The sequence below is a fragment of the Rhodococcus sp. WAY2 genome, from assembly GCF_009859915.1.
GTDB classification, from domain to species: domain Bacteria; phylum Actinomycetota; class Actinomycetes; order Mycobacteriales; family Mycobacteriaceae; genus Rhodococcus_F; species Rhodococcus_F oxybenzonivorans.
Window position 1 is genome coordinate 6,510,284 of the sequence record NZ_CP046572.1, and the last position, 25,980, is coordinate 6,536,263.

Consider the following 25,980-nt stretch of genomic DNA (forward strand, 5'->3'; position numbering starts at 1 on the left):
CTGTGAGGTGCACGTTGGACGCCGTTGCCTGCGCAACATTCGCACGAACCTGGAACGAGACGGTCGCAGTTCACGCGAGCGAGACCTTCTTGGTCTTCGAAGGGTCGACGAACGAGGTCACGCAATGGACTTATGAGGAGTTCGATCGAATCGTCGATTCGACGGCCGCCGCGCTCGAAGAGGCGGGAGCGGTGCCCGGGTCAGCGGTCCACGTCGTCTTGAAGAATTGTCCCGCCTTCGTGGCAGTGTGGCTCGCTGCGGCGCGCATCGGCGCAACCGCCATCTTCGCCGATCCGGCGTCCTCCGCCAGGGACATCGCGATGCATATTCGTCGTACGACACCGACTGTGGCGCTGTGCGGATCCCGGAATGCCGACACGTACCTCCAGGGCGTCAAGCGTGCATCCGACGAGGGTGCGGCGTCGGCACTCGATATAGAACTTATTGTCCTGAAGGAAGACTCGGTCGACGTGCTTCCTGGCAGCGTCCTGGTCTCCCGCGACCGCCTCCCACGTCTTCTCGACGAACCAGGCCCGCATGACCGACTCGCAGTGATGTTCACGTCCGGAACGACATCTGAGCCCAAAGCTGTTGTGCTGACGCAGTGCAACTATGCACACGTCGCCCAGGCGATGGCGAAGGCCACCGACCTGAGACCGGGGGACCGCTGGTTGGTCACACTCCCACTTTTCCATGCGAACGCCCAGTACTATTGCTTCGCTCCTGCGATCGCCGTGGGTGCGAGTGTGGCCCTGACCCACACATTCTCGGCCTCTCAGTGGGGGAAGCAGGCCGCCCGACTCGAGGCCACCCACGCCAGCTTGTTCGCTGCACCGATTCGGATGATTCTTGCGCGGCGTCCCGAGGACACACCACAATTGAATCTCAGGCATGTGTGGTTCGCCCAAAGCCTCGCTCCCGGTCACTTCGACGAGTTCGCGTCGATGGTGGGATGTGCACCGCGCCAGTTGTACGGAATGACCGAAACCGTTGCCATCGTCACGGCGGAAAGCCCCGAAGACGCGAGTCCGGTCTTCATCGGCAACCCCAGCGACGCAGGACGCAGAACCGCCATTGTCGATCCCCACAGCCTCGAGCCCGTCGAAACGGAGACCACCGGCCTCCTGCTGGTTGCCGGCACCCCCGGGTGTGACCTTTTTCAGGAGTATCTCTCGGACCCGAAGGCGACGTCGGCCGCACTTCTCGAAGAAGGCGGCGAGACGTGGCTACGAACTGGCGACCTGGTGGTGTCCGATCAGGACGGGCGCCTGCGATTCGTCGGCCGGGTCGACGACGTCATCAAGGTGTCCGGCGAGAACGTCAGCCTCACCGAGGTCGAGGCCGCATTGGCGCAGGCACCCGGTGTCCTGGAGGTCGCGGTCGTCCCGCGGCCGGACCCCATTCGGGACGTTGTTCCCGTCGCTTATGTAGTAGCGCGCAACGTGGAGACTCCGCTCGACATCGACGAGCTCACCGCTTGGGCATCGAACAACCTTCCACCACAGGCATGTCCACGCGATTGGCACCAGGTGGCGGAACTTCCACGAACAAGTGTCGGTAAGATCAGACGCTCACAGCTGAAGTCCGAGGACGCGTAACGGTCACTAGTTCCAGTCCACTACCTGGTCCAGCACCTCGGGACAATTCTTCTCCAACGCGTCGACATAACTCCGAATATGATCACGCATGAGGCGCTCAGCTTTTTCAGAGTCACCACTCTTGATGGCGTCGGCGATTTGATCGTGCGATACCGGCAATTCTTCTCGGGGAATCTTCTCGTCGGCGGATTCATCGACATATATGCTGCGGAGTCCGTCCGCGAATAACAGTAAAATCGGGTCGCCGGTGAACCGGGCCACTGAAAAGTGGAAACTACCGGACTCCGCGTTGTCCCCGTCCGCCTCCTCAGGATCCCAGGGTATACCCGACTTCACGCGTTCACTCGCGAGCCGAGCCATCAAAGGCTCGACCTGCAGGCGCGTGTTCAGCACATTTCGGAGCGTCAGGCCGAGTAGATGGAAATACAACGATGAAGCGCTCGCAAATTGCGAGCTTGCGACCTGATTTACTCGGGTACCCCCACCCGGGCCGGGTCGAATGGAGATGACTCCGTACATTTCGAGAATACGAAGAGCTTCGCGAAGCGACGGCCGGCTGACCTCGTAGCGTTCGAGCAACTCCGCTTCCGAGGGAAGCCGAGAGAGCCCTTCGTCTCCAATGTCCTGCACGATTCGACCCGCCACGAGTCGCGCAGTCTTCCGGCCGACAACTTTCATAACGCTCATGATAGCCCTCGCCCTAGGGATTACCGCTGCGTGACGCGATGAAGACGGGTGAGGTGGCCGATTCGTCGGCACCGCCGACGAATCGATGGTGCCTCAACACATCCCAAGATCGCGCCTACACGAGAACGACTCGGGAGGCGGCCCTTCCGCCGTGGCCGAAATGCGGCGCTGACGAACTTGCCAGGAATCGGGCCCGACGAGTGGCCCGTCCCGCTTCGGAGGAATCGATCCGACGGTGGTCTGCGTTCCGGGGTCATGTGTGCGCACTGCTGCGCAGGGTGTTGAGCAGGTGTTTCAGCCGGTGGTGGGCGTGCCCCGGAAAGTGATGGTTGACACAAGACCCAGTTGCTGTAGATCATCTATAGGAACTGTTCCTGAGTCAGCAAAGGATTGTGGTGCCATGAGTAAGTACCGGGTTATCGACACTGATACCCATCTCATCGAGCCGGCGGATCTGTGGACCGAACGCCTGCCGAAGGCGTGGGGCGCGGACGTTCTGCACGTCAAGTTCGATGAGAAGACCCAGTCGGACCTGTGGTTCTTCGGTGATCAACCGCTCAAGGGCGCGTGGACGTGGGCGAACTGGAACTGGAAGAACTTCAACTCCGAGCTGCACGACGGGAGCGGTCCCACCCGCCTCGACGAAGCCCATCCGGCGACCTACGACGTCGACGAGCGCGTGAAGTTCATGGACGATCAGGGCTTCGAGATGCAGGTGCTGTACCCGAACCTCGCCGGGTTCGACTGGAAGCCGTTCGTGCAGCACCCCAACCGGAACCTGGCGATCGCGCACCTGGCCGCCTACAACGACTTCCAACTCGAATGGGTGGCCAAGTACCCGGGCCGGTTCATCCCGATGATGGTGATCCCGTACTGGGACGTGGCGGCGTCGGTCGCGGAGATCGAACGCCTCGCCGATTCCGGCTTCGGCGGCATCGTGACCACCGGTGCCCCGCACGAGCACGGTCAGGCGCCCCTGGGCAGCCGCAAGTGGGATCCGCTGTGGAAGGCCTGCGAGGAGGCGGGCCTGTCGGTCAGCTTCCACACCGCCAGCGGCGACTTCCGCGAGATGCTCAAGCACGACGAGGACGACGGGTTGGTCGGCGGTGTGCGCGTTGCCGCCGACGGACCCCACATCTACCTCGCCAACGCCGTCATCGTCAGCGACCTGCTCGTCTCCGGAATCCTCGCCCGGTTCCCGACCCTGCAGTTCGTCTCCGTGGAAAGCGGAATCGGCTGGGCCCCGTTCGTTCTCGACGCCCTCGACAAGCGATTCCAGAAGAACGGCGTGTTCCGCTCGCACCCCGAGTTCGGTGACATGCTCCCCAGCGACTTCTTCAAACGGCAGGTATCGCTGAACTTCTGGTTCGAACAACTCGACGACTACCACCTCGAAACGCTCTCACTCAAACCACTGATGTTCGAAACCGACTTCCCCCACCCCACCAGCTTCCACCGGCCCACCCTCGCGGAAAACATCGAACTCGTCCTCGGCCGCCAGCCCGAAGAGGTCCGCCGCGCCGTCCTGTGGGACAACGCCGCCCGCCTCTACGGCAAGGCCATGGAAAAACAGGGAGTCAACCCCAGCCAAGCCCTGCCCAGCCTGACCAGCTGACCACACCCCACACCACCACCAACAAGAACCGGGCGCTCTGGGGCACTCCACCCGCACCCGACGGTGCCCCAGAGCGCCCACCCCCACCACCGGAACATCGCCACCTGCCAGCCACCCAGCGGAATTGTGTATCCGTGCGTTGATCGGCGACTGCTACTCGCCGAGAGCGAGGAGAACTATCGCCATGATCTTAAGACGTAACCACCTATTGGAAACCTTACAAGCTGGTCGAATCGCGTTAGGCTGCAGTCTCAATGAGGCGCGGGACCCGGGAATGGTGTACGCCATGGCCGCTGCGGGTGCGGACACGGTGTTCATCGACCAAGAGCACAATCTTCACAACACCGAGACGGTGTTCGACTTGGTCGCGCATGCCCATGCCGCCGGAATCAGTCCGTTGGTCAGGCCACCCCAGATCGACTACGCCTGGATCACTCGTTTGCTGGACGGGGGATGTCAATCCTTGCTGATTCCGCATGTGCGACATCCTTCGGAGGTCGAGCACCTCATCGACCTGGCGTTCTATCATCCAAGGGGTCGACGCGGCGTCGCCTTGGTCGGCGGAGCGGGCGTCAATTATCAGGAGGTCACCAGCGCGACAGACGTCATGCGCTGGGCCAACGAGAATCTGCTTGTTGGGTTGATTATCGAAACCCCGGAAGCGGTCGAGGCGTTGGACGAGCTTCTTCTTCCGGGCATCGGCCTGGCACTGGTGGGGCACGGAGACCTTGCCCAACTGTATGGAGTGCCCGGAGATCCGCGACACCACCTTGTGCTCGAGGCGCAGGAACGGGTGCGTGCGCTTTGCGCCGAACGCGGAATTGCCTACGGCGTGTTCCAGCCGAGCCCCCATCTTATTGCCTCCGAGGTTGAACTGGGAGCGCAGTTGATCGTCCATGGTGGGGTCTTCTCCTTCATCCGCAAATCGGTGGGGGATTTTCATAGGACTGTCGAAGGGGCCTTGACTGCGGACTCGACATCGGCGATGGTCCAGCCCTGCGGCCGACCTTCAGTGCACCGTTGAAATATCAGAGTGTGGAGTTCGAGGTAATCCGATGACCAACGAAGTGGTAATTGTCGAGGCAGCGCGATCACCGCTCACCCAGCGGCAGATGTACGGCAGAACCTCCTGCGAGCTCACGTTGGAAAAGCTGTTGGACGTCACCGTCAACGGCCTACTGCAACGCACCAAGATCGATGAGGACGTTGTCACCACCGTGGTCACTGTGGGTGACGGGGCAGCGTCGCGCCGGTATGCCGAATCGTGGCGAAATGTGTTCGATCATATCGATCTGCACCAGGCGATTTCGTCTACTTCTGCAGTCAGATTGGCCAGTGAAGCGATCAACGACGATCCGCGGAGGGTGGTGTTGGTGGCGGGAGCGGTGGGCGGGCATTCTCTCCATGAGCCTGGACGAGCTGCGGGTCAGCCGACGCCGCCGGGAGCGGACCTATGGTCCATCACGCGAAAGAAGCAAGGCGACTTTGCTTTCGCGTCGCACCGACGCGCCCGGGAATGCGCCCTGTCGGGCGATTTTCGACGCGAGATCATCCCTCTCGAAGTTCACCTCGACCACGAGATGACCGAGTTCATCGCGAGCGACGAGCTTCGGCAGGTGTCCGAGCCGGGCGGTGCCCTTACGCCAGCCGGTGCACCGGCTTCGAACGGTGGAGCCGGCCACGATTGTCGCCCGTCCCATCACAACGCTCGTGCTGCGAGTGGCGCCGGCGCGCTGGTGCTCACCAGCGCCGCCCGCGCCGACGACCTGGGGCTGCACCCTCGCGGGCGTCTGGTGGGAGTCGAGATGCTGTTCGACACGCCGCTGACGGATGTATCGGTCTCTCAACTCGAATCGGTGCGCTCGTATCTGCGGGCGCTCGAAGTTCCGCTCAACCGGATCGATCAGTTCGAGGTTCCGGAAGAGGTGGCGGCGACACCGCTGATCTGGCTCGAGCACTTCCGCCTGAATCCCTACATGCTCAATCCGCGGGGTGGGGCGTTGGCCTTCGGTCACTTGGGTGGACTCGAAGGAATTCGGTGTGTGACAACCATGCTCAGCGCCCTGGAAGATACCGGCGGAACCTACGGCGTGGTGGCCACGTCGGAACCCGAAGGATCTGGCGTCCTGCTCGTGGAATGCCTGAACAGCCCCTGACGACACGTAGGTCAGCACGGGTCTACATGCTCTGCAACCGCCGTCGCCACGGCAACGGCAACTGGCGGTCTTCGCCAAATTTCGATTTCCAAGATACAAGAGAGGTTGAGAATGAAGGCAATGGTCATCGATCGAAAGTCGAATAGCCCTGGACTGGATCTGGTCGATGTGGTTCCACCCGAGATAGGGGACACACAGGTCCGCATCGCAGTGCGAGCGGCTTCGGTGAACCGCGCCGATCTGGCCCAGCTCGCCGGAACCCATGCCGCTGGTGGTGGTCCACAGGCCCAGGTGGTGGGGCTCGACGCGGCAGGGGAGATCATCGAAGTCGGTCCCGGCGTCACCGACTTTGCGCGAGGCGACCGCGTGATGACGATGGTGGCTGGTGGTCTGGCGGAAGAGGTGGTGGTGGATGCCTCGATGCTCATCCCGATACCGACGAATTGGAGCTACCCCGAAGGAGCTGCGGCAGTACTGGGCTTCATGACAGCCCACAACGCGTTGATGACAACTGCGCGGATGACCGGGGGCGAATCGGTTGCGATACACGCGGTGACATCGGGCGTGGGCATGCAGGCCGTCCAGCTGGCTCGTTACTTCGGAGCCCGGCTCATCGTCGGTACCACCCGTTCGGATCGAGGCCACGCGCTCCTTGACGCCCTGGGCGTCGACGAAGTGATCAACACCAGTGCAACGGATTTCGCCGCGAGAGCGCTGGAGATCACCGCCGGCAACGGAATCGACATCGTTCTCGACCACGTCGGTGGCAGCTACCTTCCGATGAACATTCAGGCCGCGGCAGTGAAGGGCCGAATCGTGGGGATCGGACGCCTCGGCGGAGCGGAGGGGCTCCTGGATATGGAGGCGCTGGCATTCAAACGGATCGAATTGGTCGGCGTGACATTCCGCACCAGGACTCCCCAGGAAAGGGCCGAAATCGTGCGCGCGTTGCGGCGGGACATTGCACCCTTCCGCCCGCATGCCGCCCACCGCGATATCCACGAAACGCTCCGCCCGGTCATCGCCCGCGTCCTGCCCTGGAGCGCAGCGGATCAGGCCTATCAATTGATGTCCGACAACGAAGTACTGGGCAAAATCGTGCTGGAAGTGGGTTGACATATGCAGGCCAACATCTTCGATGTAAAAGAAATGATCGGTTTCAAGCCCGTGCAGGGCATGGATGGGCGTGCCGTTTTCGGCGCACATATGCAATTGACCTATGTCACCTTCGAGCCCGGCACGGTGGTGCCGATCCACTCCCATCCGCAGGAACAGATCGGGTTACTCCTCCGCGGCGACGCGACGCTGTTACTCGACACCGGCGAGGTGCAGTTGACCGAGTTGTCCAGCTACGTGGTGCCCGGCGATGTGCGACACGGTCTGGTCGTCGGCTGGGAGGGCGCTGTGTTCGTCGAGGCGTTCCATCCCGTGCGGCAGGACTATGTCGATGCCGCCCGCGGGAAAGATGTGGTGCCGTTCCAATGACATCGACCCACGTGGGGCGCCTCAACTCACGTCACGAAGTGCGTGAACTCGGTGACGAACGGGCATCGGGCGAGTAGCCGTCGCTATGACCGTCGTGCCGAATGCTGCTGCGTCGGCGCCTGCCTGGTCATGGACGCGAGCGGTTGCTGGTGGCGCTCGGCTGTGTGACAGGGCCCGCCTCGAGCAGTTTCGGGGCGACCCGGGTGCCGGGGCATCCGGGTCGTGATCGTTTCCCGTGTCCGACCGAGGTCATCGGGCAGATGGCCGCGGCCTGCAGAACCAACGACAAGGCGCCGGGCCAGAACGTGTGGATCAGTTGGTGCGCCGGTGCTGCACGGATGCCACCAGCCCGTCCAGATCTTCCATGCTTCCCACCAGACCGAGGCCGGGTTGTCACTATTGCGCTGTTGTGCAGCCAACAAGGCGTGCACGGCCTCCCGGTCGAAGGCGTCGGAGCCGTACGCGTACAGGGTGTCGGTGGGGAGAACGATCAGGCGACCTGAACGGAGCGCGTCACCCGCGTGGGAGAGTCCGCGCTGCCTGGCCTCACGGACGTGGCAGTTCAGCGGTTGGTCACCGTCGAGGGCTCATCGCCGCTGATGTCGCGGTGTCCGAACGCGTCGGCAATTCCACCGTCAGGAGGCGCTGGCTGACCTCGATCAAACGATCTTCGCGACAGGCCGCGGCAACGATGAACTTTCTGAGCGCACTGCGTGCGTCGACCAACTCCCAGAACATGGCATCAGTGCACGTGCCCACTGGTGAGAGCTTCGCGTATTGCGTCATCAATTCATCGATGCTCCTCGCGGGTACGTCCCGAAGATCTGCGAGTAACCGATTTCGGTCCCATGCTTTACCGGCGAGGCCTGATCGTGGTGTCCTTGACAGGCACGTCATTCTAGCTGATAGCACCCCGGAGGCGTACGGGACGACTCGTCGAGCAATGATGACCTTCGCGGTCTTCGCAACGGCACTGGCAGTCGCCACAATTTCTCGTCCGGCCATGATCAAACGCTCCTACTCGAGAGTGCGCCCGGCGAGATGGTGGGGTCGCCCTTCTTCCAGTTGCTGCAGGCGCACAGCTGGTCGGATTGCAGGGGCATGACAGTGGTTCGGTTGTAGGCGGGAACCTGATCACCGATGGTCAGCAGGGCCATGGGAGTTCCTTTCGGAGGACTTGGGTGTGGTCGAGCTACGGTGGCCGGATCAGCCGGCTCGGTCTCTCGGCTCTACCGTGTCGAGGTCGGGCGTTCGGGGTTGAGCGTCTCGAGGGGTACGTCGGGGACTGTTCCAGAACACGGACGTATGGCTTGCCGCCGATGCCGCACCCACGAGCAGTGTGGCCAATGCGGCTCTGCCACCGCGGATTCGTCCGAGCCGGAGATGCCGATCCAGACCGAACATGCCCGCGGGGAGACTGACAAGCGCCACACATCCGGCGACAAGGCCCGCTGCGTACTCATATCCCTCGGCAGTGATGAAAAACCCGTTGGGGGCATGCACGGTTCGGATCGCTACACCCATAGTGCCAATCACCGCCGCCGCTGCCACGGGGGTCATGGTCCCAGCGATAAGGGCGCTGCCCGAGAGTATTTCGACGCCGGCACTGGTGGCTGCCTGAAACTTGGGATCGCGGAAACCGATCGATTCGAACCACCGCGTCGTGCCGTCGAGCGAGCGAGCGTGTTTCACTCCGTGTGCGACCATGGTCGCTCCGATAGTCGTTCTCAATAACAGTTCCGCGACATCAACGCCACCAAGCACGCGTTTCTGCCTGACTCGATCCGACTCAGCTCTCATGGATACCCCTTGGGTTGTGCTGTTCCACCTCGGCGCGCCGACCTGTGAGGACCTCGATGAGACGCGACGGGCATGACTTTGACATTTCGACGATTTACCGGCCTGCGCATGGGCATCGCATGCATCGGGGATTGCTCTCGCAGCAGGACACCTTCGCCCTCCGGTTCGCGATATCGTCTCTGAACATGACGTTGATCGGCCAATCCTTTGGTACGTCATGCGCGAGGCGCAGGTTTCCGTCGTGGCCCTAGACCCCTGTCAGCGCGAAGAACTCTTGGCGTGATCGCGGATCATCGCGCAACGATCCCGACAGCGCCGAGGTGACGGTGGTAGAGCCGATGGCGCGTATACCGCGCATCGACATACAGCTGTGCTCGGCTTCGATCACGACCCCCACACCCTTCGGCCCGAGTTTTGTCGTCAAGCAATCCGCGACTTGCTTCGTGAGTCGTTCTTGCACCTGAGGCCGACGGGCGAAGAACTCGACGATGCGGGCAAGTTTCGACAGGCCGAGGACGCGTTCGCCCGGCAGGTATCCGACATGCGCGACACCGCTGAACGGCAACAGGTGGTGTTCACACACCGAACGGACCGGAATGGATTTTGCCACCACCAGCTCGTCATACCCTTCATCGTTCGGGAAGGTCGTCAGCTCGAAAGAGTTGGGGGTAAAGAGATCAAGGTAAGCCCGTGCCATCCTGCCGGGTGTATCTCGCACACCGCTGGCGCCGGTATCGATCCCGAGGGCGTCCAGAAACGCACGCGCAGCGGACTCCGCAGCGCCCAGGTCCGCGTTCCGCGGATCACCTACGCCGGCCAAGCCGTCGTATAGAAGCAAATCGATCGATTGCGTCGAGCTACCCTCGACTGCGCTCCTCGTCTCCGTCACGCCGGATTCACGCGGAGTGCGGGGACAGGGTTGGGATCGCGGAACCAGTCCGTCGGTTGGTGAGATTCCCACTTCGGGTTGCCGAGGTCGAAGGTGGCAATTTCGAGGGGGATCCCGTCCGGGTCGTAGAAGTAGAGGGACTCCACCCACGCCTCGTGATCGCGGGCAATAATCTTGCTCGTCTTGACACCGCAGGCCTGCAGGTGGTCTCGGAACCACACCACGTCGTCGTGACTGTCAACGTTGAATGCGACATGGTCGAACTTTCGCGGAGTCCATTGGTTTTCCGGAACACCGGGCCACAACCATTCGGCACTGACCGAGGGCTCTGCGGTCGTGGGTGTATCGCTGATGCCAGCTCCACCTACCACAATGAGCGACAGCAGGTTTCCGTTCCCCATGTCAAGAAAGGTGTTTTTCAGGATCTGGTATCCGCGCCCGGGTGCTGGATAGTCGGCGGTGGTGCGAACAACGGTCAACCCCAGGACGTCGCGGTAGAACCGGACACTGGCGTCCATGTCGCTGACGATCAGTTGCAGGTGATTGACACCGGCGAGGCGGCCTGTCGCAGCACCGGCCTGTGTCAGGATCGCCGGTTTAGAATCCGTTGCCTCGGTGGTCATTTACGCTTCCTCACTTTGCTTAGAAGAGGTTCCTCGACATGGTTCGCACGAGTCCCGAGGAACCGTGTCGGGTGTTTGGATGGGCGCTCTGGGGCACCGTCGGGTGCGGGTGGAGTGCCCCGGAGCGCCCGGTTCTTGTTGGTGGTGGTGTGGGGTGTGGTCAGCTGGTCAGGCTGGGCAGGGCTTGGCTGGGGTTGACTCCCTGTTTTTCCATGGCCTTGCCGTAGAGGCGGGCGGCGTTGTCCCACAGGACGGCGCGGCGGACCTCTTCGGGCTGGCGGCCGAGGACGAGTTCGATGTTTTCCGCGAGGGTGGGCCGGTGGAAGCTGGTGGGGTGGGGGAAGTCGGTTTCGAACATCAGTGGTTTGAGTGAGAGCGTTTCGAGGTGGTAGTCGTCGAGTTGTTCGAACCAGAAGTTCAGCGATACCTGCCGTTTGAAGAAGTCGCTGGGGAGCATGTCACCGAACTCGGGGTGCGAGCGGAACACGCCGTTCTTCTGGAATCGCTTGTCGAGGGCGTCGAGAACGAACGGGGCCCAGCCGATTCCGCTTTCCACGGAGACGAACTGCAGGGTCGGGAACCGGGCGAGGATTCCGGAGACGAGCAGGTCGCTGACGATGACGGCGTTGGCGAGGTAGATGTGGGGTCCGTCGGCGGCAACGCGCACACCGCCGACCAACCCGTCGTCCTCGTCGTGCTTGAGCATCTCGCGGAAGTCGCCGCTGGCGGTGTGGAAGCTGACCGACAGGCCCGCCTCCTCGCAGGCCTTCCACAGCGGATCCCACTTGCGGCTGCCCAGGGGCGCCTGACCGTGCTCGTGCGGGGCACCGGTGGTCACGATGCCGCCGAAGCCGGAATCGGCGAGGCGTTCGATCTCCGCGACCGACGCCGCCACGTCCCAGTACGGGATCACCATCATCGGGATGAACCGGCCCGGGTACTTGGCCACCCATTCGAGTTGGAAGTCGTTGTAGGCGGCCAGGTGCGCGATCGCCAGGTTCCGGTTGGGGTGCTGCACGAACGGCTTCCAGTCGAACCCGGCGAGGTTCGGGTACAGCACCTGCATCTCGAAGCCCTGATCGTCCATGAACTTCACGCGCTCGTCGACGTCGTAGGTCGCCGGATGGGCTTCGTCGAGGCGGGTGGGACCGCTCCCGTCGTGCAGCTCGGAGTTGAAGTTCTTCCAGTTCCAGTTCGCCCACGTCCACGCGCCCTTGAGCGGTTGATCACCGAAGAACCACAGGTCCGACTGGGTCTTCTCATCGAACTTGACGTGCAGAACGTCCGCGCCCCACGCCTTCGGCAGGCGTTCGGTCCACAGATCCGCCGGCTCGATGAGATGGGTATCAGTGTCGATAACCCGGTACTTACTCATGGCACCACAATCCTTTGCTGACTCAGGAACAGTTCCTATAGATGATCTACAGCAACTGGGTCTTGTGTCAACCATCACTTTCCGCCACCCCCATCCCGGCCCACGGAAACACCTGCTCAACACCCGTACGGCCGAGACATCTCGTCAGCCGGCTTCGGCAGCGGGCGGGGTTGGAAACTCGAGCGGCAGTCCCACAGTTGGTGGGCCGCCCGATCGAGTCAACGTCGTGAAGCGAGCACGGTCCTGACCGTGCGCAAGTGCTCGACCGCCGCCCGATCCTCGACCGATTACCGATCTCCGGGGAAGACGTCATCGGAGGGATGTACCTGCCGATGGATTTTCAGGTCGATCCACGCCAGGCCGCTCCGTCGATCGCGGAGTGGCTGGAGCAGTCCGGCGTCCACTATCCGCTGGCGCAGCCCCGCAACGTCTTTCGAACCGGTACGGTCTACACCTCCCGCGGACCGCTCCTGGCGAACACAATCTTCTTGGCGGAAAGGCTGCGCACACAGTTTCCCGGCTATGTGGATCTGGACTTGCACCAGATGTACACCCCGCAACCCGACGGCTCGATTCTCATTGGTGTACTCACATTCGTGAGATCACCGCGTCGCCGTTCCAGAGCGAGGCTGGATTGGAGGTTCTGCTCGCCGAAGCCCGAAAGTTGTTCGGAGTGGACACGATCGACTTCAGCGAGCGATGGCAGGACGTATACAGTTCCGCGGCCGGTTCGGAGTTCCTCCTCGTGGAACCCATCGGCGGCGTCCACATCGTCACCGTCACCACCGGAATCGGCATGCCCACCAGCATGGGCTTGGCCGAATCAAGTGTCACCCGCGCACTCGAACCGGTGTGAGGGCGCGAACTGCGGCTACTCTGCCCGGTGGCTCAGACCTCGACGGCGGTGCCGCAGATGCCACATTCCTCGAATTGCCGGCGATTCCAGCGTGCGACGGGAACAAAAAACAACGTGAACTGCTTGGATTCCCGCATCCGTGCCCACTGTGTGGTGTTGTGACAGCGCGGGCACGTTCGCGTCTGCCCCGAGCCGAGGTGTTGCCGCTTGGTGCCGAAACCGAAGAGTAAGAACACCGCACCAGCATAGAGCGGGCTCGGTAGACGGTCATCCGCTGGCAGATCAGCAGTTATCGCCCGGTCGACGGATTTTCACACCGAAGTCAGGCCTCAGGAATTCGATTCCCACGGGTTGACGCATCGGACGCCGAGCGGCTCGAAGTGCTTGGTGTTGCGCGTCGCAACGATCATCTCGGCGGCCTGCGCGACGGCGGCGATGAGAGCGTCGTCGAACGGCGCATGCTCGGGCACCCGGTAGGTGGCCAGCACCCGTGCGGCCGGCAGATCGAACGGAAGCACCCGGTCGGCGAAGGCGGGCAGGACCCGCTCGTCGAACCACCGGCGCAGGACCCCTCCTTGCGCCGGGTCGGAACGCTCCTTGGCCACCACGCCCCGCTCGATCTCGGCAATGGTCATGGCCGTCACGAACAGGTCGGCCACCGGCACCGAGGCAGACCAAGCCTCGACCGACCTGTTGCGTCCCCGGACACGCAGCGCGGACACGACATTCGTGTCCAAGACGTACTTCACAACTCAGCAGTTCGGGCGGTCAGACCGAGGCTTCCGGGCTCGAACTCGATCTCGGCACCCTCATCGGTACCCAGCAGGTCGACGAGCGTGACCGGCTCCCGTTCGAGGGCCTCGCCGAGGATCTCGCGTACCTCTGCTTCGACCGACCGGTGATGCTGCTCGGCGCGCGCCCGCAGGGCGGCCTTGGTTCCCGCGGGAAGGTTGCGAATCAGGATCTGTTCCACTGTGACCACCTCCGATATCACACCAATGATATCACCTGAGAGTGCCGGTGAACGGCAACCCGGAACCTGGACTCACCGACTCGTAATATCACCACCAGCGCTCCGGGTCCGTTCCCGGCGGAGGAGGCGAGACGATGTTGTTCTCGGTGGGGCACGGCCGACTCGGCCGGGAGGACATGACGACGCTGCTGGAGACGGCCGCCATTGAAGCGGTAGTCGACATTCGGCGATATCCGGGCAGTCGTCACAACCCCGACGTCAGCAGTGAGGCGCTCACCCAATGGCTACCGCACGCGGGAATCGACTATCGCCACGAACCGCGGCTGGGCGGGCGCCGGCGCCTGCCGTCCGGCGAGGAGCGGGAGGATCCCTGGTGGCAGGTCGACCAGTTCGCTGCGTACGCGGCGTATACCCGCACGACCGAGTTCGCTGACGCTTTCGCCGAGTTGGTGGAGCAGGCGAGTCGGCAGCGAACGGCGATGATGTGCAGTGAGAGTGTGTGGTGGCGTTGCCACCGCCGCCTCGTCGCCGACGTCGCCGTCCTCGCCCACGAGGTCGAAGTCGAGCACCTCATGCACGACGGCCGGCTAACTTCTCATCTGCCTGCGGCGGGTGCTCGCGTCCGTTCCGACGGACGGGTGGTCTGGGACTGTGCCCGAGCATCGTCGTGAACAACCGCGAACCGCTCGGCGTGGCCATGGGTCCGTAGGTCAGGTGCCGCAGAAGGTTTGGAAGGTATCGCTGAATGCACGCGGTGCGGGCGTGGTGTAGTCGGACCACTCGTCGCGGTGGTCGAACGGATGCGTAACAACCTCGAGCAGCTTCTCGAACGGAGCGAGATCACCGCCGGTCGCGGCGCGCAAAGCAGCATCGACCTGATGGTTGCGCGGAATGTACAGCGGGTTGACGCTGTCCATTGCAGCTGCCGTGTCAGCTGCCCCGAGCCCGTGTGCGGTCAGGACGCCGCGCCAGCGTTCCAACCATGACCCGATGTGCTCGCGCGGTACTTGCTCGCCGAGAGGCGTCGAGTTCCCGCGTAGCTCCTCCGCGAGAGCGCGGAAGGTGCCCGTCCAGTCGGCACCGTGTTCCTCCATCAGCGTCAACAGGTCGTCGATCAACGCACGATCGGTGAGCGTGCCGACTACACCGAGCTTTGCCGCCATACCCGCCGAGTAGTGGCGGTCGTACCGCTCGTCGAAGGTGTCGAGGACCGCCGTGACCGCGGTAATCGCGTCATCTACCGTCGAATCGACAAGCGTCAGCATGGTTTCCGCGAAGCGCGCCAGGTTCCACTTCAGGACGGCGGGCTGGTTGCCGAACGCATAGCGGCCGCCGTGGTCGATCGAACTGAACACTGCAGCCGGATCGAATGCGTCGAGGAAAGCGCACGGACCGTAGTCGATGGTCTCCCCTGAAATGGTCGTGTTGTCGGTGTTCATCACCCCGTGCACGAACCCGGTGAGCATCCACTGCGCCACCAGTGACGCCTGAGCCTCGACCACCGCCTCGAAGAACGCCAGGTAGCGATTGCCGTGACCCGCCTCCGGCAGTTCGGTCAGCTCCGGGTAGTGGCGGGCGATCGCGTAGTCGGCGAGGGGCTGCAACACCTCACCCCGCCGCACCGCGAATTCGAAGGTGCCGACCCGCAGGTGACTGGCCGCAACCCGGGCTAGCACGGCACCGGGCTCGGCGCCGTCTCGAAGAACGTGCCGACCGGTCGCCACCACCGACAGCGCGCGCGTCGTCGGGACGCCGATGGCATACATCGCCTCGCTGACCAGGTATTCACGCAGCATCGGGCCCACAACAGCGAAACCGTCGCCGCCCCGCGAGAACGGTGTGCGCCCCGAACCCTTGAGATGTACATCCACGCGGCGGCCGTCACCGTTCTTCACTTCACCGAGCAGTAACGCCCGACCATCCCCCAGGAGGGGTACGTAGCCACCGAACTGATGGCCGGCATACGCCATCGCCACCGGCTTGGCCCCAGCCGGGGCCGTCGACCCGGACAGGACTGCGACCCCTTCCTCGCTTCGCAACGCCTCTATATCCAGCCGCAACGATGCAGCGAGCTGCTCGTTGAGCACGAGCAACTTCGGGTCGGGCGCCGGTGCGCCCTGCCATGGCACCGTCAGGGCGTCCAGCTCGTCGGCAAAGGTGCTCTCGAGGCCGGCCATCGCAGCGGTAGTGCCGACCGTGAAATCCGGGATTGCCATCATTCGAGAATAACCACCGCCCGACTCGGACACCGCTCTTGTCATCGCACCTCCTCATCCACGGCGGTACGGCCGGATCGCGGCGCTCATGTGATCGCGCCGAGTTCAGCCCCGTCGCGGGGCACCAATTCGAACCAGGCGCTGGTGCCGCCGCGGATATGCGGCTCCGGGTAGCACAGGGCCAGCGACCGCTCCTCGAACGCGGTGAACCACTCGTCCCAGGACAGGCGCTCCAACCCGGTGACGGCCCCGAGGAAGTCGATCCGCAACTGTCCCGCACTGTCCCGCGCAGGAGCCCCGTGATGCGCCTGAACCCACCGGCGAATCTCGTCGTGATCGATGGTGATGTGCGGTGCGATGGTCATCGCGCTCGTCCTCCTCGCGTCCTGCCTGCGTCTCGCCCCCTGCCTACAGGCGTTGCCATCGGCGCGGTGAAACGAAACGACGAAGCCGGGAATGTTCCGGGGGCTCGCGCCGCGCCGACGGTGACCGCCGACCGCACCCACGGTGAGGTGGGCTTTTCGCGGCGCCGCCCTCGTCTTCTCGGGGACGGCAGAATCCGATCATAACGACCTTTCATCCCCACTGGCCAGGGCAAAAGGTCACCAGCGCCCACGCCCGGCCGAGACCGCTGTTCCAGGTCCACTGCGGCGGATAGATCGATCAATCGGCGCAGTCGCGGCAGATCATCCGACTCTCGGTGCGCCCGGCCAACCGGCTACGGTGATGGACGAGGAAGCAACTGGTGCAGGTGAACTCGTCACTTCGCTTCGGTACCACCTTGACCATGAGCTCTTCACTGGACAGGTCGGCGCCCGGCAGCTCGGCCATGCACGCAGCACAATTCTCGAGGTTTGATGACCAGCTCGGGTGGGTAGGGCGCAAGCATGGCGTCGAAGAGGCGCTCCCGGACCGAAAACGCTCCATGGATGAGACTCCACCGGCACGTCCGACCGCTGGTCCCACGCGAACTCCGGGAACACCCCTTCGAAGACCGACGGTAGAGAAGACCCACAGAAGAATGGAGGAGCACAGATGAACAAGGAAGAGCTCGTTTCCGCAGTACGCAGCACTGCGGGAATCGATACCGTCGAGCACGGCGAGGCCGCTATCCGGGCGACATTGCGGGTGCTCGGCCAGCGTCTGTCCGGTGGTGAGACCAAGGATCTCGCCGCACAATTGCCGCCGGCGTTCACCGATACCTTGCCCGCTACCGGGCCCGGCGAGCGGTTCGGAGTCGATGAGTTCTACGGAAAGGTCGCCGAGGACGAAGGCCTGGGGTGCAGTAAAGAACAGGCCCGTCAGCACGCGCGGGCGGTGCTGGCCGCACTGAAGGCGTCCGTGACGGGCGGTGAGTTCGACGACGTGGTGGCCCAGCTTCCCGACGAGTACGCGGATCTCCTCGGTACCGGACCCGTCCAGCACTGATGCCCCGGTAGTCAACCCACCAGAAGAACACCGACCAGCGCGATCGAGGCCACCCAGACGGTGGAGATGCCCGCGAGCACGAAGGGCCGCGCACCGACCTTCTTGATCGTGGCGATCTGGACGCCGGCGCCGAGGGCGAACATCGCGGCGGTGAGCAGGGCGGTCTGCACGATCTTGGCCTCGGCGAGCAGGCCGACGGGCAGCAGGCCGGACGATCGCAGGCCGACGCAGGCGAGGAATGCGAGGACGAAGAGCGGGACGAGCGGGGGCCGCTTCACGTCGGCGTCGGTGCCGGCGAGTCTGCGCTGGCGCACGCTGAGAACGGCCATGACCGGGGCGAGCATGAGGACTCGCGCGAGTTTGACCACCGCGGCGACGCCGAGGGCAGCACCGCCGATCGCGCCGCCCGCGGCGACGACCTGCGCAACCTCGTGGATGGAGCCGCCCGCCCACAGGCCGGCGTCGGTGTCGGAGAGTCCCAGCGCCCGCGACAGCAGCGGAATCGCGGGGATCATGAGTGTGCCGAAGATGACGACGAGCGCGACCGCGGTGATCACCTCTTCCTCGTCGGCGTCGACGACTCCGTCGACCGCTGCCACGGCGGCCGCACCGCAGATCGAGAATCCGCAGGCGATGAGCAGACGCTGGGTCCAGCTGAGGCCCAGCAGCTTGCCCACGAACATCGTTCCCACGATGCCGAGACAGACTATCGAGACGACCACGACGATGACTCCCCAGCCCAGTCCGAGGATGTCGCTCAGCATCAACTGGAGTCCGAGGAGGGCGATACCCACGCGCAACAACTTCTTGGCGGAGAACTGCAGTCCCGGGCGCAGGCGTTCGGGCAGATGCACGATGTTCGACAGAACGGCGCCGAGAACGATGGCGATGAGCAGCGGGCTCACCGTCGGAAGGAATCGGCCGACACCCATGGCGATGGCGGTCGCGACGGCGCACAGCGCAAGACCCGGCAGGAGAGTGGCCGTGGCGTTGTGCAGTCGCGGCAGCGCGGCGGGGCTCGGGGCGCGCTGTTCCTCGGACTTCGATTCCTTCAGCTGACTACTCATACGTCTACGGTCGATCAGAATCGACATTTGCGGTAGCCGTCAGTTCGGCATGGGCACATATCAAACAGATATGTCTTGCGCGCGGGCCATATACTGAATGCATGTCCCGCAAATGGCCCGACTTCGCCGTGCTCGAGTTGCTCGTCGGCGTCGACGACCATGGAAGTCTCGGCGCCGCCAGTAGACTCGCTGGAATGGCCCAGCCGAACGCGAGCCGTGCCGTCAAACAACTCGAGCGGCAGTTCGGCATGACACTGCTGCAGCGCAGTCCGACTGGCTCCACGCTGACCCCCCAAGGCACGGTGATCGCGCACTGGGCTCGCCGGGTTCTCTCCGATACCCGCCGACTGCTCGATGTGGCGGACGGATTGCGCGCCGAACGCACCGCCGAACTGACGGTCGCCGCCAGCATGACGGTGGCAGAGCACTTGATGCCGGCATGGCTGGGCCAGTTCCGCAGCCAGCACCCGGACGTCACCATCCATCTGCAGGTGCATAATTCGACGCAGGTGTTCGACCGGGTGGCCGGCCGGACGTGTGACGTCGGGTTCGTCGAATCCCCCTCGGTACCGAGACCCCTGAAAAGCCTCACTGTGGCGCGTGACCGGTTGGTGGTCGTCGTTCATCCCACCCATCCGTGGGCGCGCAGGCGTAAAGCACTGTCCGTAGCCGAGTTGGCCATGACGCCCCTACTCGCCCGGGAACCGGGCTCGGGTACTCGCACCACGCTCGATGTGGCCTTACAGGAATACGACAGGGCGGCACCGCTCCTCGAACTCGGCAGCGCCGCCGCCATTCGCACCAGTGTGCTGGCCGGGGTCGGCCCGGCGGTGATGAGCACACTCGCCGTGGCGGAGCAGGTGGAGGCCGGCGAGCTGAAGGTGATCGACGTGGAGGGTCTCGACCTCGACCGCGTACTGCGCGCGGCGTGGCGCGGACCCCGTCAACTCGACGGTCCCGCAGGCGAACTGGTACGCCTGGTTCGCCGGGTCGGGATCGATCGCTGAGCCCGCGTGCCTATCCGACGGTGAGGGTCACCGCGCCTGCGGCGATCACCAACACGATGACGGCAGAGCGGAATACGCCCGGCGGCAATCGCCGGGCAATCGCCAGTCCGATGAGGTTGCCCACCAAGGCAGCGAGCACGAATACCGGAAGGCGTGGCCAGATCATCGACTCCGTTACCTCGTCGCGAAACCAGAGAATTGCCAACGCCATGACATTGGCGATGATGAAGTAGCCCGCGAGATCAGCGATGAAGGACAGTGGCGGCAGCCGCGCCCGCATGAGCAGCAGCACGGGGGGTGGTCCGTTGAGAGATGTGGTGGTTCCGAGGTATCCGCCGACGGCCCCGGTGAGCGCCAGCGCCGGGGTCGACGGCGTCCGTGGTGTCTCCGTCCGCACTGGAAGAGCCATGGCGACTCCGCACATCATGACCAACGCTCCCGCAGCCGGTTTCAAGAATTGCTCCGGCAGCATGCTCAGCGTGACGGCACCCAACCACGCCCCTGGTAGGCTGCCGGCTCCCAACAATGCGACTCTGCCCCAATTGATCTGGTTCCGCAGCTGATATGCCGCGCTGAGGCGGGTGACCAGTCCCGCGACGAGGTTCACGAACACCACCTCGGCGACGTCGAATCCGGCCATCAACATGACCGGGGTCGCGATGAGGGCCGTTCCGAATCCGGTGGCGCCACCGATGACCGAGGCAATACCGATACAGAGGGCACCCAGTATCAGCATCGCCATGGTGAATCCCTTCGTTCGGAGGCCTCGGTGACGAGGTCGATCAGGTGGCCAGCGATTGGATCGCACTCACCAAAGACATCAACTCGATGTCGCTGCTGCTGCACCCGCGGGACAGATCGTTCCACGGCGCCGACAGTCCCTGCAGAATCGGTCCCAGCGCTGTTGCGCCACCGAGCCGCTGCGCGATCTTGTATCCGATGTTCCCGGCGTCGAGATTCGGAAAGACCAGGACATTCGCGCGGCCGGCGACCCTCGAATCCGGAGCCTTCGACGCCGCGATCTCGGCAACAAGGGCGGCATCGAACTGAAGATCTCCATCGACGTGCAGGTCCGGGTCACGCAGCCGCACCCGCTGGACCGCCTCGCGGACCTTCTCCACCCGCGGGTGGCTGGCACTGCCTTGCGTGCTGAACGACAGCATTGCCGCGACGGGCGGCTGCTCGGTGAGCTGGAAGTGGGTGGCGCTTGCGGCCAGGGCTATATCCACCAGTTCATCGACGGTGGGGTCGGGCACAACGGCGCAGTCGGAGAACGTCAGCTGCCTGCCGTCCGGTAGCAGCATCAGGAACGAACTCGACAGGATGCTCGAGCCCGGTGCGAGACCGACGATGCGCAGTCCGGCTCGCAGCACGTCGGACGTCGGCCTGCTCGCACCCGCGACGCAGGCATCGACCATTCCCGCACGTAAGGCCGCCGCGGCGAGGCACACCGGGTCGGACAGCGCCGACTCGATCCGATCGGGGTATTTGGCGAATCCCGATTCGACGGCGTCGCGGATCATGGGGTCGGCGGCCGCCTCGGCGAGGTCGATGACGAGTTCCTCGGCGAGGGGGATACTCGAAGCCTCGGCGATACGCCGGATGACGTCCCGCCGCCCGAACAACCTGGGGGAGACGACGCACCTGTGGTGCAGGTGGTGGGCCGCACGGATTGCGCGTTCGTCTTCTCCGTCCGCGAGACCGACGACGCGATTCGCCCCTCTCAGGGTGGCGATCCAGTGATCGATCAGCGACGAATCCTCTAGTCGTGCAGCGTCAATGAGTGGTACAGCGGTGACGCTCGGGGCCATGGCCTCGCTCTCCCATCACTACGAAGAGGGGTGGCGGTCGTCGAACCCGACGACCGCCACCCGCTGGAACTCGGGGAACGTATCGTTCCCTACGGCTGAATTGCCTTCTCGATGTCGGTGAGCATGCTGTCGATGCCATGGAGCAGCTCCGAGAGCACCTCGTCGTCGGCGACGAGCGGCGGCGAAATCATCAGCATCGTGGCACCACGGTCGTCGCCGCGGAGAATGACCTTGGTGCGGGCGAACGCCTCCGGCAGCACCTTGCGCAACACCGTCAGCGACTCCTGCTCGGTGAACTCGCGGCCGCTGTCGCTGTCGGCCATCAGTTCGATCGCGTAGAAGAAGCCGGTGCCGCGCACGTCCTTGACGCAGCGGTGCGCGTTCATCAGCGAGTCGAGTGCCGACCGCAACTTCGGCCCATGCGCGGTGACGTTGCCCAGCACGTTCTCGTCGCGCATCGCGGTGATGTTGGCGACCGCCACCGCCGTCGACACCGGGTGTCCGCCCCACGTCGCGCCGTGCGTGAATACGCCGCCCTTGGGCGAGTCGTACAGCTCGCGGACCAGCTGCTCGCGGACGATCAGGCCGCCGAGCGGGGCGTATCCGGAGGTGGAGCCCTTCGCGAACGTGATCATGTCGGGCACCACACCGGTGAGCCCGTGCCCGAACCAGTGTCCGAGGCGGCCGAACGAGCAGATCACCTCGTCCGAAACGAGCAGGATCCCGTGCTTGTCGCACAGCGCGCGCAGCGCGGGCCAGTACCCGTCCGGCGGAACGAGGGCGCCGCGCCCGTTCTGAACCGGCTCGGCGAACACGGCCGCGATGGTCTCGGCGCCCTCTTCCTCGATGACGGCTTCGATCGCGGCGATGCAGTCGAGCTCGTTCGCCGGGCCGCAGTCGCCGAGGTAACCGAGGGTGTTAGGTACGGAGCGAACCCCGGGCAGCAGCGGTCCGAACGGGTCTTTGATCTTGGGCAGCTGCGTCACCGAGAGCGCGCCCAGAGTGGTTCCGTGATACGCCATCTCGCGGCTGATGATCTTGGTTCGCTGGGGGTTGCCCTGGCTGCGGTGGTACTGCCGGGCGAACTTGACGGCCGTTTCCACTGCCTCGGATCCCGAGTTGACGAAGAAGGTCGTCCCGAGATCGCCGGGCGCGAGGTCGGCGATGAGCGCGGACGCCTCGATCGCGGGAATGTGCGCGCTGCCCCAGTTCGAGGCGTACGCCAGCGTCCCGATCTGCTCGCTCGCCGCCTTGGCGATGTCGTCGCGGCCGTGACCGATGTTCACGCAGAACAGGCCTGCCAGACCGTCGAGGAAACGGTCCCCCTCGGTGTCGATCAGATAGCTGCCCTCGCCACGAACGAACACCGGGAAGTCGCTGTCCCAGGTGTCCTTGCGGGTGAAATGAGGTCCGAGGTGCCGGCGGGCCCGTGCTCGCAATTCGGTGACGTCCACGACCATCTCCTTCGTTGTCGAATGGCTGTGATCCACACCATACGGACGGCGCGGACCGCAGGTCAGGGCCAGAAGAGCGGTATTCGATGGGTCCAGACTGGTCCCGATAGCCGACGCAAAACTGGTCCTTCTGGTCCCATGCCAGAGTGATCCAGACTTCGTTATCGCCCCGGCACCACGACTTGTGGACGGAGCAGTGATCAGCCCAGCCAACGGAGGTCTCAGATGAGGATCGGTATCCCCAAGGAAGTCAAGAACCACGAGTACCGGGTAGCGGCCACTCCGGCCGGAGTGCACGAACTCGTCACTCACGGACACGACGTGTTCGTGGAACGTGGTGCGGGAGAGGGATCGTCGATCGGAGACGACGCCTATGGCGCCGCGGGGGCAAAGATCCTCGACACGGCCGACGCCGTCTGGCAGAGCGCCGAACTGGTCCTCAAGGTCAAAGAGCCCATCGCGGAGGAATACCACCGGATGCGTTCGGACCTCACATTGTTCACCTACCTTCACCTCGCTGCGGGTGAAGAGTGCACCCGCGCCCTGCTCTCTGCGGGAACCAATTCCATTGCGTACGAGACCGTTCAACTTCCCGACGGGTCACTGCCCCTGCTGTTCCCGATGAGTGAGGTCGCCGGCCGGCTCGCGCCCCTCGTCGGTGCGCAGGCACTCATGCGGCCCGAGGGTGGCCGAGGCGTACTCATCGGCGGGGTGTCCGGGGTGCTGCCGGCCCGCGTCGTCGTCATCGGCGCCGGCGTGTCGGGTATGAACGCCGTCGCGGTCGCCGCCGGCACCTGGGCGGACGTCGTCCTGTTCGACAAGAACGTCGACAAGCTCCGCGCCGCCGATCGGATGTACCAGGGCCGGATCCGCACCCTCGCCGCCAACGCGTACTCCATCGAGCAGGAGGTCATGCAGGCCGACCTCGTCATCGGCGCCGTGCTCGTCCCCGGTGCGAAGGCCCCGAAGATCATCTCGAACTCGCTGGTCTCCCGGATGAAGCCAGGCAGCGTTCTCGTCGACATCGCCATCGACCAGGGCGGGTGCTTCGAAGATTCGCGTCCCACCACCCACGCAGACCCCACGTTCCGGGTCCACGACTCGGTGTTCTACTGCGTGGCGAACATGCCCGGAGCGGTGCCGCACACCTCCACGCATGCGCTGACCAACGTCACCCTGCCCTACACGTTGCAGATCGCCGAGAAGGGACTCGCGCGCGCCGCGCGGGAGAACGCCGCTCTCCGCGCGGGCGTCAGCACGGTCGCGGGGCGGCTCACCAACGATGCCGTCGGCGTCGCACTCGGAATCGAGTCGATCGGCGTGGAAGAAGCTCTCGACCTCGTCTGATTCCACTCGCCGGCCCGGCATACTGAGGAGTGCTCACCCGAGAACTTCTCGGCGTGCCGGGCCGGCCTCGTCGTCAGCCCGCCGTTGATGTACAGGAGGCGATGCGTGCCGAGAACACTGATCGAGGTCGACCGCACCTCCACCGAGCCGCTCTACCGTCAGGTCCGGCGGGCGATCGAGCACGGCATCGCCAACGGACTCTTCGATCCACGTCACCGCCTTCCGAGCTCCCGCGAGCTTGCCGTCGACCTGGCGATTTCGCGCAACACGATCAATCTCGCCTATCAGGAGCTGATCGCGGAGGGGCTGGTCCAGAGCCATCAGCGGTCGGGCATGTTCGTGAATCCCGACATGATCGAGACCCTGGCATCCGACGCGCGCGCGACCATCCCACGCATCGACTGGTCCACCCGGATAAGGCGTTACGCCGACGTCGACGTTCCGCACATCGAGAAGAATCTCGACTGGCACAGCTATCCCTACCCCTTCCTCGCCGGCCAGATCGACATCCGGAGCTTCCCCGCCCGCGCCTGGGTGCGCTGCCTCCGTGACGCGCTGTATCAACCGCACGCCTACGCGAGCCTTCAGGACAGCGTCGGAGCGGACGACCCGATGCTCATCGACATGATCCGCCAGCACCTGCTGCCGTCCCGCGGAATCGAAGCAAGTGCGGACGAAGTACTCATCACCGTCGGATCACAGCAAGGCCTGGACCTCGTCGGGCGGGTACTGCTCGGCCCGGAACACCGCGTGGCCATCGAGAACCCGGGCTATCTCGATGCCCGGCACATCTTCCTGCGCACCGGCGCCCAGGTGTACGGCATCGACGTCGACGAGCGCGGCCTGCGCCCACCGGACACTCTGCGCGGCACCGATCTGATGTACCTGACGCCCAGTCACCATCATCCGACCAACGCGACTCTCGGAATCGACCGGCGTCAGCACCTGCTACAACTCGCCGCCGAATCCGGCACCGTCATCGTCGAGGACGACTACGACAGCGAATTCCGCTACCACGGCAGTCCCAGCCCGGCACTCAAAGCACTCGACTCCAGCGGCGACGCCGTGTATCTCGGCACCTTCTCGAAGTTCCTGGCACCCGGACTGCGCCTCGGGTACCTCGTCGGGCCCGCCGACCTGGTCCGCGAACTGCGCAATGCCCGCCGGTACGTGCTGCGCCACCCACCCGGCCATCAGCAACGCGCCCTGGCCATGCTGATCGACAGCGGCGAGTACCACCGTGCACTGCGACACCACCGCAGCCAGATGAAGCACAAATGGGAACGCCTCTGCGCGGCCGTCGACAAGTACCTTCCCTGGCCGCAGGAGTCGTATCCGCCCGGTGGCGTCAGCCTGTGGATGACCGGGCCCGAGAACCTCGATTGCCGGGTTCTGTTGCGCGAGGCGGAAACCCGCGGAGTCCTCATCGAACGGGGTGACATCTTCTACACACAGCCCGTGCCGCCGCGCAACAACTTTCGAATCGGCTACGGAGCGATTCCCCTGCGCTCGATCGAAGAAGGTATCGCGCTCCTCGGCCAGGCGTGCCAGGCGAGTTTCCGCCGGTAGCGGGAACCCGCCCTCGCCTGTTCA

General features: G+C 64.3%; 27 protein-coding genes and 3 pseudogenes. 12 read left to right on the top strand and 18 right to left on the bottom strand.

Translation table 11 applies throughout. The annotated features are described in order from the left end of the window. Nucleotides 1-14 precede the first annotated feature (14 nt). Nucleotides 15-1,598: a class I adenylate-forming enzyme family protein gene (locus tag GFS60_RS29395; RefSeq protein ID WP_159926606.1), complete on the top strand. Its 1,584-nt coding sequence runs from the start codon at nt 15-17 to the stop codon at nt 1,596-1,598. Between the two features lie 6 nt (nt 1,599-1,604). Here the strand turns inward: GFS60_RS29395 and GFS60_RS29400 are convergent, their stop codons facing one another. Beyond that, entirely contained in the window at nt 1,605-2,276 is a 672-nt protein-coding gene (locus GFS60_RS29400) for a FadR/GntR family transcriptional regulator (RefSeq protein WP_236603320.1), read from the bottom strand. Nucleotides 2,277-2,685: 409 nt separating this feature from the next. On the opposite strand from GFS60_RS29400, the gene GFS60_RS29405 reads away from it, so the two are divergent. The 5 genes from GFS60_RS29405 to GFS60_RS29425 all read left to right on the top strand — a co-directional run bounded on the left by GFS60_RS29405 (nt 2,686) and on the right by GFS60_RS29425 (nt 7,541). Further along, complete coding sequence (locus GFS60_RS29405; protein ID WP_159926608.1) at nt 2,686-3,900, top strand: amidohydrolase family protein; 1,215 nt, start codon at nt 2,686-2,688, stop codon at nt 3,898-3,900. Nucleotides 3,901-4,174: 274 nt separating this feature from the next. Then, on the top strand, nt 4,175-4,924 hold the full coding sequence (locus GFS60_RS29410) for an HpcH/HpaI aldolase family protein (RefSeq protein ID WP_159926610.1): 750 nt from the start codon (nt 4,175-4,177) through the stop codon (nt 4,922-4,924). Between the two features lie 31 nt (nt 4,925-4,955). Then, nucleotides 4,956-6,056, top strand: a complete 1,101-nt coding sequence (locus GFS60_RS29415; RefSeq protein ID WP_159926612.1) for an acetyl-CoA acetyltransferase — start codon at nt 4,956-4,958, stop codon at nt 6,054-6,056. 120 nt (nt 6,057-6,176) lie between these two features. Then, entirely contained in the window at nt 6,177-7,172 is a 996-nt protein-coding gene (locus tag GFS60_RS29420) for a zinc-binding dehydrogenase (RefSeq protein WP_159926614.1), read from the top strand. Between the two features lie 3 nt (nt 7,173-7,175). Further along, complete coding sequence (locus GFS60_RS29425; RefSeq protein ID WP_159926616.1) at nt 7,176-7,541, top strand: cupin domain-containing protein; 366 nt, start codon at nt 7,176-7,178, stop codon at nt 7,539-7,541. An 83-nt stretch (nt 7,542-7,624) separates the two neighbouring features. Here the strand turns inward: GFS60_RS29425 and GFS60_RS40415 are convergent, their stop codons facing one another. The 7 genes and pseudogenes from GFS60_RS40415 to GFS60_RS29455 form a co-directional block, all read right to left on the bottom strand. After that, entirely contained in the window at nt 7,625-8,107 is a 483-nt protein-coding gene (locus tag GFS60_RS40415) for a Sua5/YciO/YrdC/YwlC family protein (protein WP_159927656.1), read from the bottom strand. Between the two features lie 7 nt (nt 8,108-8,114). After that, a complete protein-coding gene (locus GFS60_RS29435) occupies nt 8,115-8,327 on the bottom strand; it encodes a hypothetical protein (RefSeq protein WP_236603322.1) in 213 nt (70 codons plus the stop codon). 221 nt (nt 8,328-8,548) lie between these two features. Next, nucleotides 8,549-8,638: pseudogene (locus GFS60_RS39325) on the bottom strand (peroxiredoxin); the annotation flags it as partial. Nucleotides 8,639-8,747: 109 nt separating this feature from the next. Continuing rightward, nucleotides 8,748-9,248 (bottom strand): DoxX family protein, encoded by a 501-nt coding sequence (locus tag GFS60_RS29440; RefSeq protein ID WP_236603323.1) that lies wholly within the window; start codon nt 9,246-9,248, stop codon nt 8,748-8,750. A gap of 340 nt (nt 9,249-9,588) precedes the next feature. Next, on the bottom strand, nt 9,589-10,179 hold the full coding sequence (gene folE, locus GFS60_RS29445; RefSeq protein ID WP_159927660.1) for a GTP cyclohydrolase I FolE: 591 nt from the start codon (nt 10,177-10,179) through the stop codon (nt 9,589-9,591). Nucleotides 10,180-10,226: 47 nt separating this feature from the next. Continuing rightward, on the bottom strand, nt 10,227-10,853 hold the full coding sequence (locus GFS60_RS29450) for a VOC family protein (protein ID WP_159926620.1): 627 nt from the start codon (nt 10,851-10,853) through the stop codon (nt 10,227-10,229). A 160-nt stretch (nt 10,854-11,013) separates the two neighbouring features. After that, a complete protein-coding gene (locus tag GFS60_RS29455) occupies nt 11,014-12,228 on the bottom strand; it encodes an amidohydrolase family protein (RefSeq protein WP_159926608.1) in 1,215 nt (404 codons plus the stop codon). Nucleotides 12,229-12,470: 242 nt separating this feature from the next. Here GFS60_RS29455 and GFS60_RS39330 point away from each other — a divergent pair. After that, a pseudogene (locus GFS60_RS39330) lies at nt 12,471-13,084 on the top strand (TIGR03364 family FAD-dependent oxidoreductase); the annotation flags it as partial. 32 nt (nt 13,085-13,116) lie between these two features. Here the strand turns inward: GFS60_RS39330 and GFS60_RS29465 are convergent. From GFS60_RS29465 to GFS60_RS29475, 3 genes are all read right to left on the bottom strand, one after another. After that, nucleotides 13,117-13,320: a zinc-ribbon domain-containing protein gene (locus GFS60_RS29465; protein ID WP_159926624.1), complete on the bottom strand. Its 204-nt coding sequence runs from the start codon at nt 13,318-13,320 to the stop codon at nt 13,117-13,119. Nucleotides 13,321-13,413: 93 nt separating this feature from the next. Then, nucleotides 13,414-13,833 carry a type II toxin-antitoxin system VapC family toxin gene (locus tag GFS60_RS29470; RefSeq protein ID WP_159926626.1) on the bottom strand — a complete coding sequence of 140 codons (420 nt, stop codon included), beginning with the start codon at nt 13,831-13,833 and terminating at the stop codon, nt 13,414-13,416. Next, nucleotides 13,830-14,057, bottom strand: a complete 228-nt coding sequence (locus GFS60_RS29475; protein WP_159926628.1) for a FitA-like ribbon-helix-helix domain-containing protein — start codon at nt 14,055-14,057, stop codon at nt 13,830-13,832. Before GFS60_RS29475 ends, GFS60_RS29470 begins: the two co-directional genes overlap by 4 nt. Nucleotides 14,058-14,191: 134 nt before the next feature. On the opposite strand from GFS60_RS29475, the gene GFS60_RS29480 reads away from it, so the two are divergent. Beyond that, the gene (locus GFS60_RS29480) at nt 14,192-14,728 is read left to right on the top strand and encodes a DUF488 domain-containing protein (protein WP_159926630.1); all 537 of its coding nucleotides are present in this window, start codon (nt 14,192-14,194) and stop codon (nt 14,726-14,728) included. A gap of 39 nt (nt 14,729-14,767) precedes the next feature. Here the strand turns inward: GFS60_RS29480 and GFS60_RS29485 are convergent, their stop codons facing one another. The 3 genes and pseudogenes from GFS60_RS29485 to GFS60_RS39335 all read right to left on the bottom strand — a co-directional run. Then, entirely contained in the window at nt 14,768-16,276 is a 1,509-nt protein-coding gene (locus GFS60_RS29485) for a protein adenylyltransferase SelO (protein ID WP_159927662.1), read from the bottom strand. Nucleotides 16,277-16,359: 83 nt separating this feature from the next. Further along, complete coding sequence (locus GFS60_RS29490) at nt 16,360-16,638, bottom strand: hypothetical protein (protein ID WP_159926632.1); 279 nt, start codon at nt 16,636-16,638, stop codon at nt 16,360-16,362. 298 nt (nt 16,639-16,936) lie between these two features. After that, nucleotides 16,937-17,113, bottom strand: a pseudogene (locus tag GFS60_RS39335) (DUF4193 family protein); the annotation flags it as partial. 195 nt (nt 17,114-17,308) lie between these two features. On the opposite strand from GFS60_RS39335, the gene GFS60_RS29500 reads away from it, so the two are divergent. Continuing rightward, entirely contained in the window at nt 17,309-17,701 is a 393-nt protein-coding gene (locus tag GFS60_RS29500; protein ID WP_159926636.1) for a DUF2267 domain-containing protein, read from the top strand. A gap of 11 nt (nt 17,702-17,712) precedes the next feature. Here the strand turns inward: GFS60_RS29500 and GFS60_RS29505 are convergent, their stop codons facing one another. Then, on the bottom strand, nt 17,713-18,768 hold the full coding sequence (locus GFS60_RS29505) for a YeiH family protein (RefSeq protein WP_159926638.1): 1,056 nt from the start codon (nt 18,766-18,768) through the stop codon (nt 17,713-17,715). Nucleotides 18,769-18,869: 101 nt separating this feature from the next. Between GFS60_RS29505 and GFS60_RS29510 the strand changes: the two genes are divergently transcribed. Next, nucleotides 18,870-19,775 carry a LysR family transcriptional regulator gene (locus tag GFS60_RS29510; RefSeq protein WP_159926639.1) on the top strand — a complete coding sequence of 302 codons (906 nt, stop codon included), beginning with the start codon at nt 18,870-18,872 and terminating at the stop codon, nt 19,773-19,775. Nucleotides 19,776-19,785: 10 nt separating this feature from the next. Here GFS60_RS29510 and GFS60_RS29515 read toward each other — a convergent pair whose 3' ends face one another. The 3 genes from GFS60_RS29515 to GFS60_RS29525 form a co-directional block, all read right to left on the bottom strand. Continuing rightward, the gene (locus GFS60_RS29515; RefSeq protein WP_159926640.1) at nt 19,786-20,517 is read right to left on the bottom strand and encodes a sulfite exporter TauE/SafE family protein; all 732 of its coding nucleotides are present in this window, start codon (nt 20,515-20,517) and stop codon (nt 19,786-19,788) included. A 40-nt stretch (nt 20,518-20,557) separates the two neighbouring features. Further along, a complete protein-coding gene (locus GFS60_RS29520; RefSeq protein WP_159926641.1) occupies nt 20,558-21,586 on the bottom strand; it encodes a phosphotransacetylase in 1,029 nt (342 codons plus the stop codon). A gap of 89 nt (nt 21,587-21,675) precedes the next feature. Further along, nucleotides 21,676-23,046 carry an aspartate aminotransferase family protein gene (locus GFS60_RS29525; RefSeq protein ID WP_201453479.1) on the bottom strand — a complete coding sequence of 457 codons (1,371 nt, stop codon included), beginning with the start codon at nt 23,044-23,046 and terminating at the stop codon, nt 21,676-21,678. A gap of 219 nt (nt 23,047-23,265) precedes the next feature. On the opposite strand from GFS60_RS29525, the gene ald reads away from it, so the two are divergent. Both ald and pdxR read left to right on the top strand, forming a co-directional pair. Then, nucleotides 23,266-24,387: an alanine dehydrogenase gene (ald, locus tag GFS60_RS29530; RefSeq protein WP_159926643.1), complete on the top strand. Its 1,122-nt coding sequence runs from the start codon at nt 23,266-23,268 to the stop codon at nt 24,385-24,387. A gap of 105 nt (nt 24,388-24,492) precedes the next feature. Further along, on the top strand, nt 24,493-25,956 hold the full coding sequence (gene pdxR, locus GFS60_RS29535) for a MocR-like pyridoxine biosynthesis transcription factor PdxR (RefSeq protein ID WP_159926644.1): 1,464 nt from the start codon (nt 24,493-24,495) through the stop codon (nt 25,954-25,956). Nucleotides 25,957-25,980: the final 24 nt, after the last annotated feature.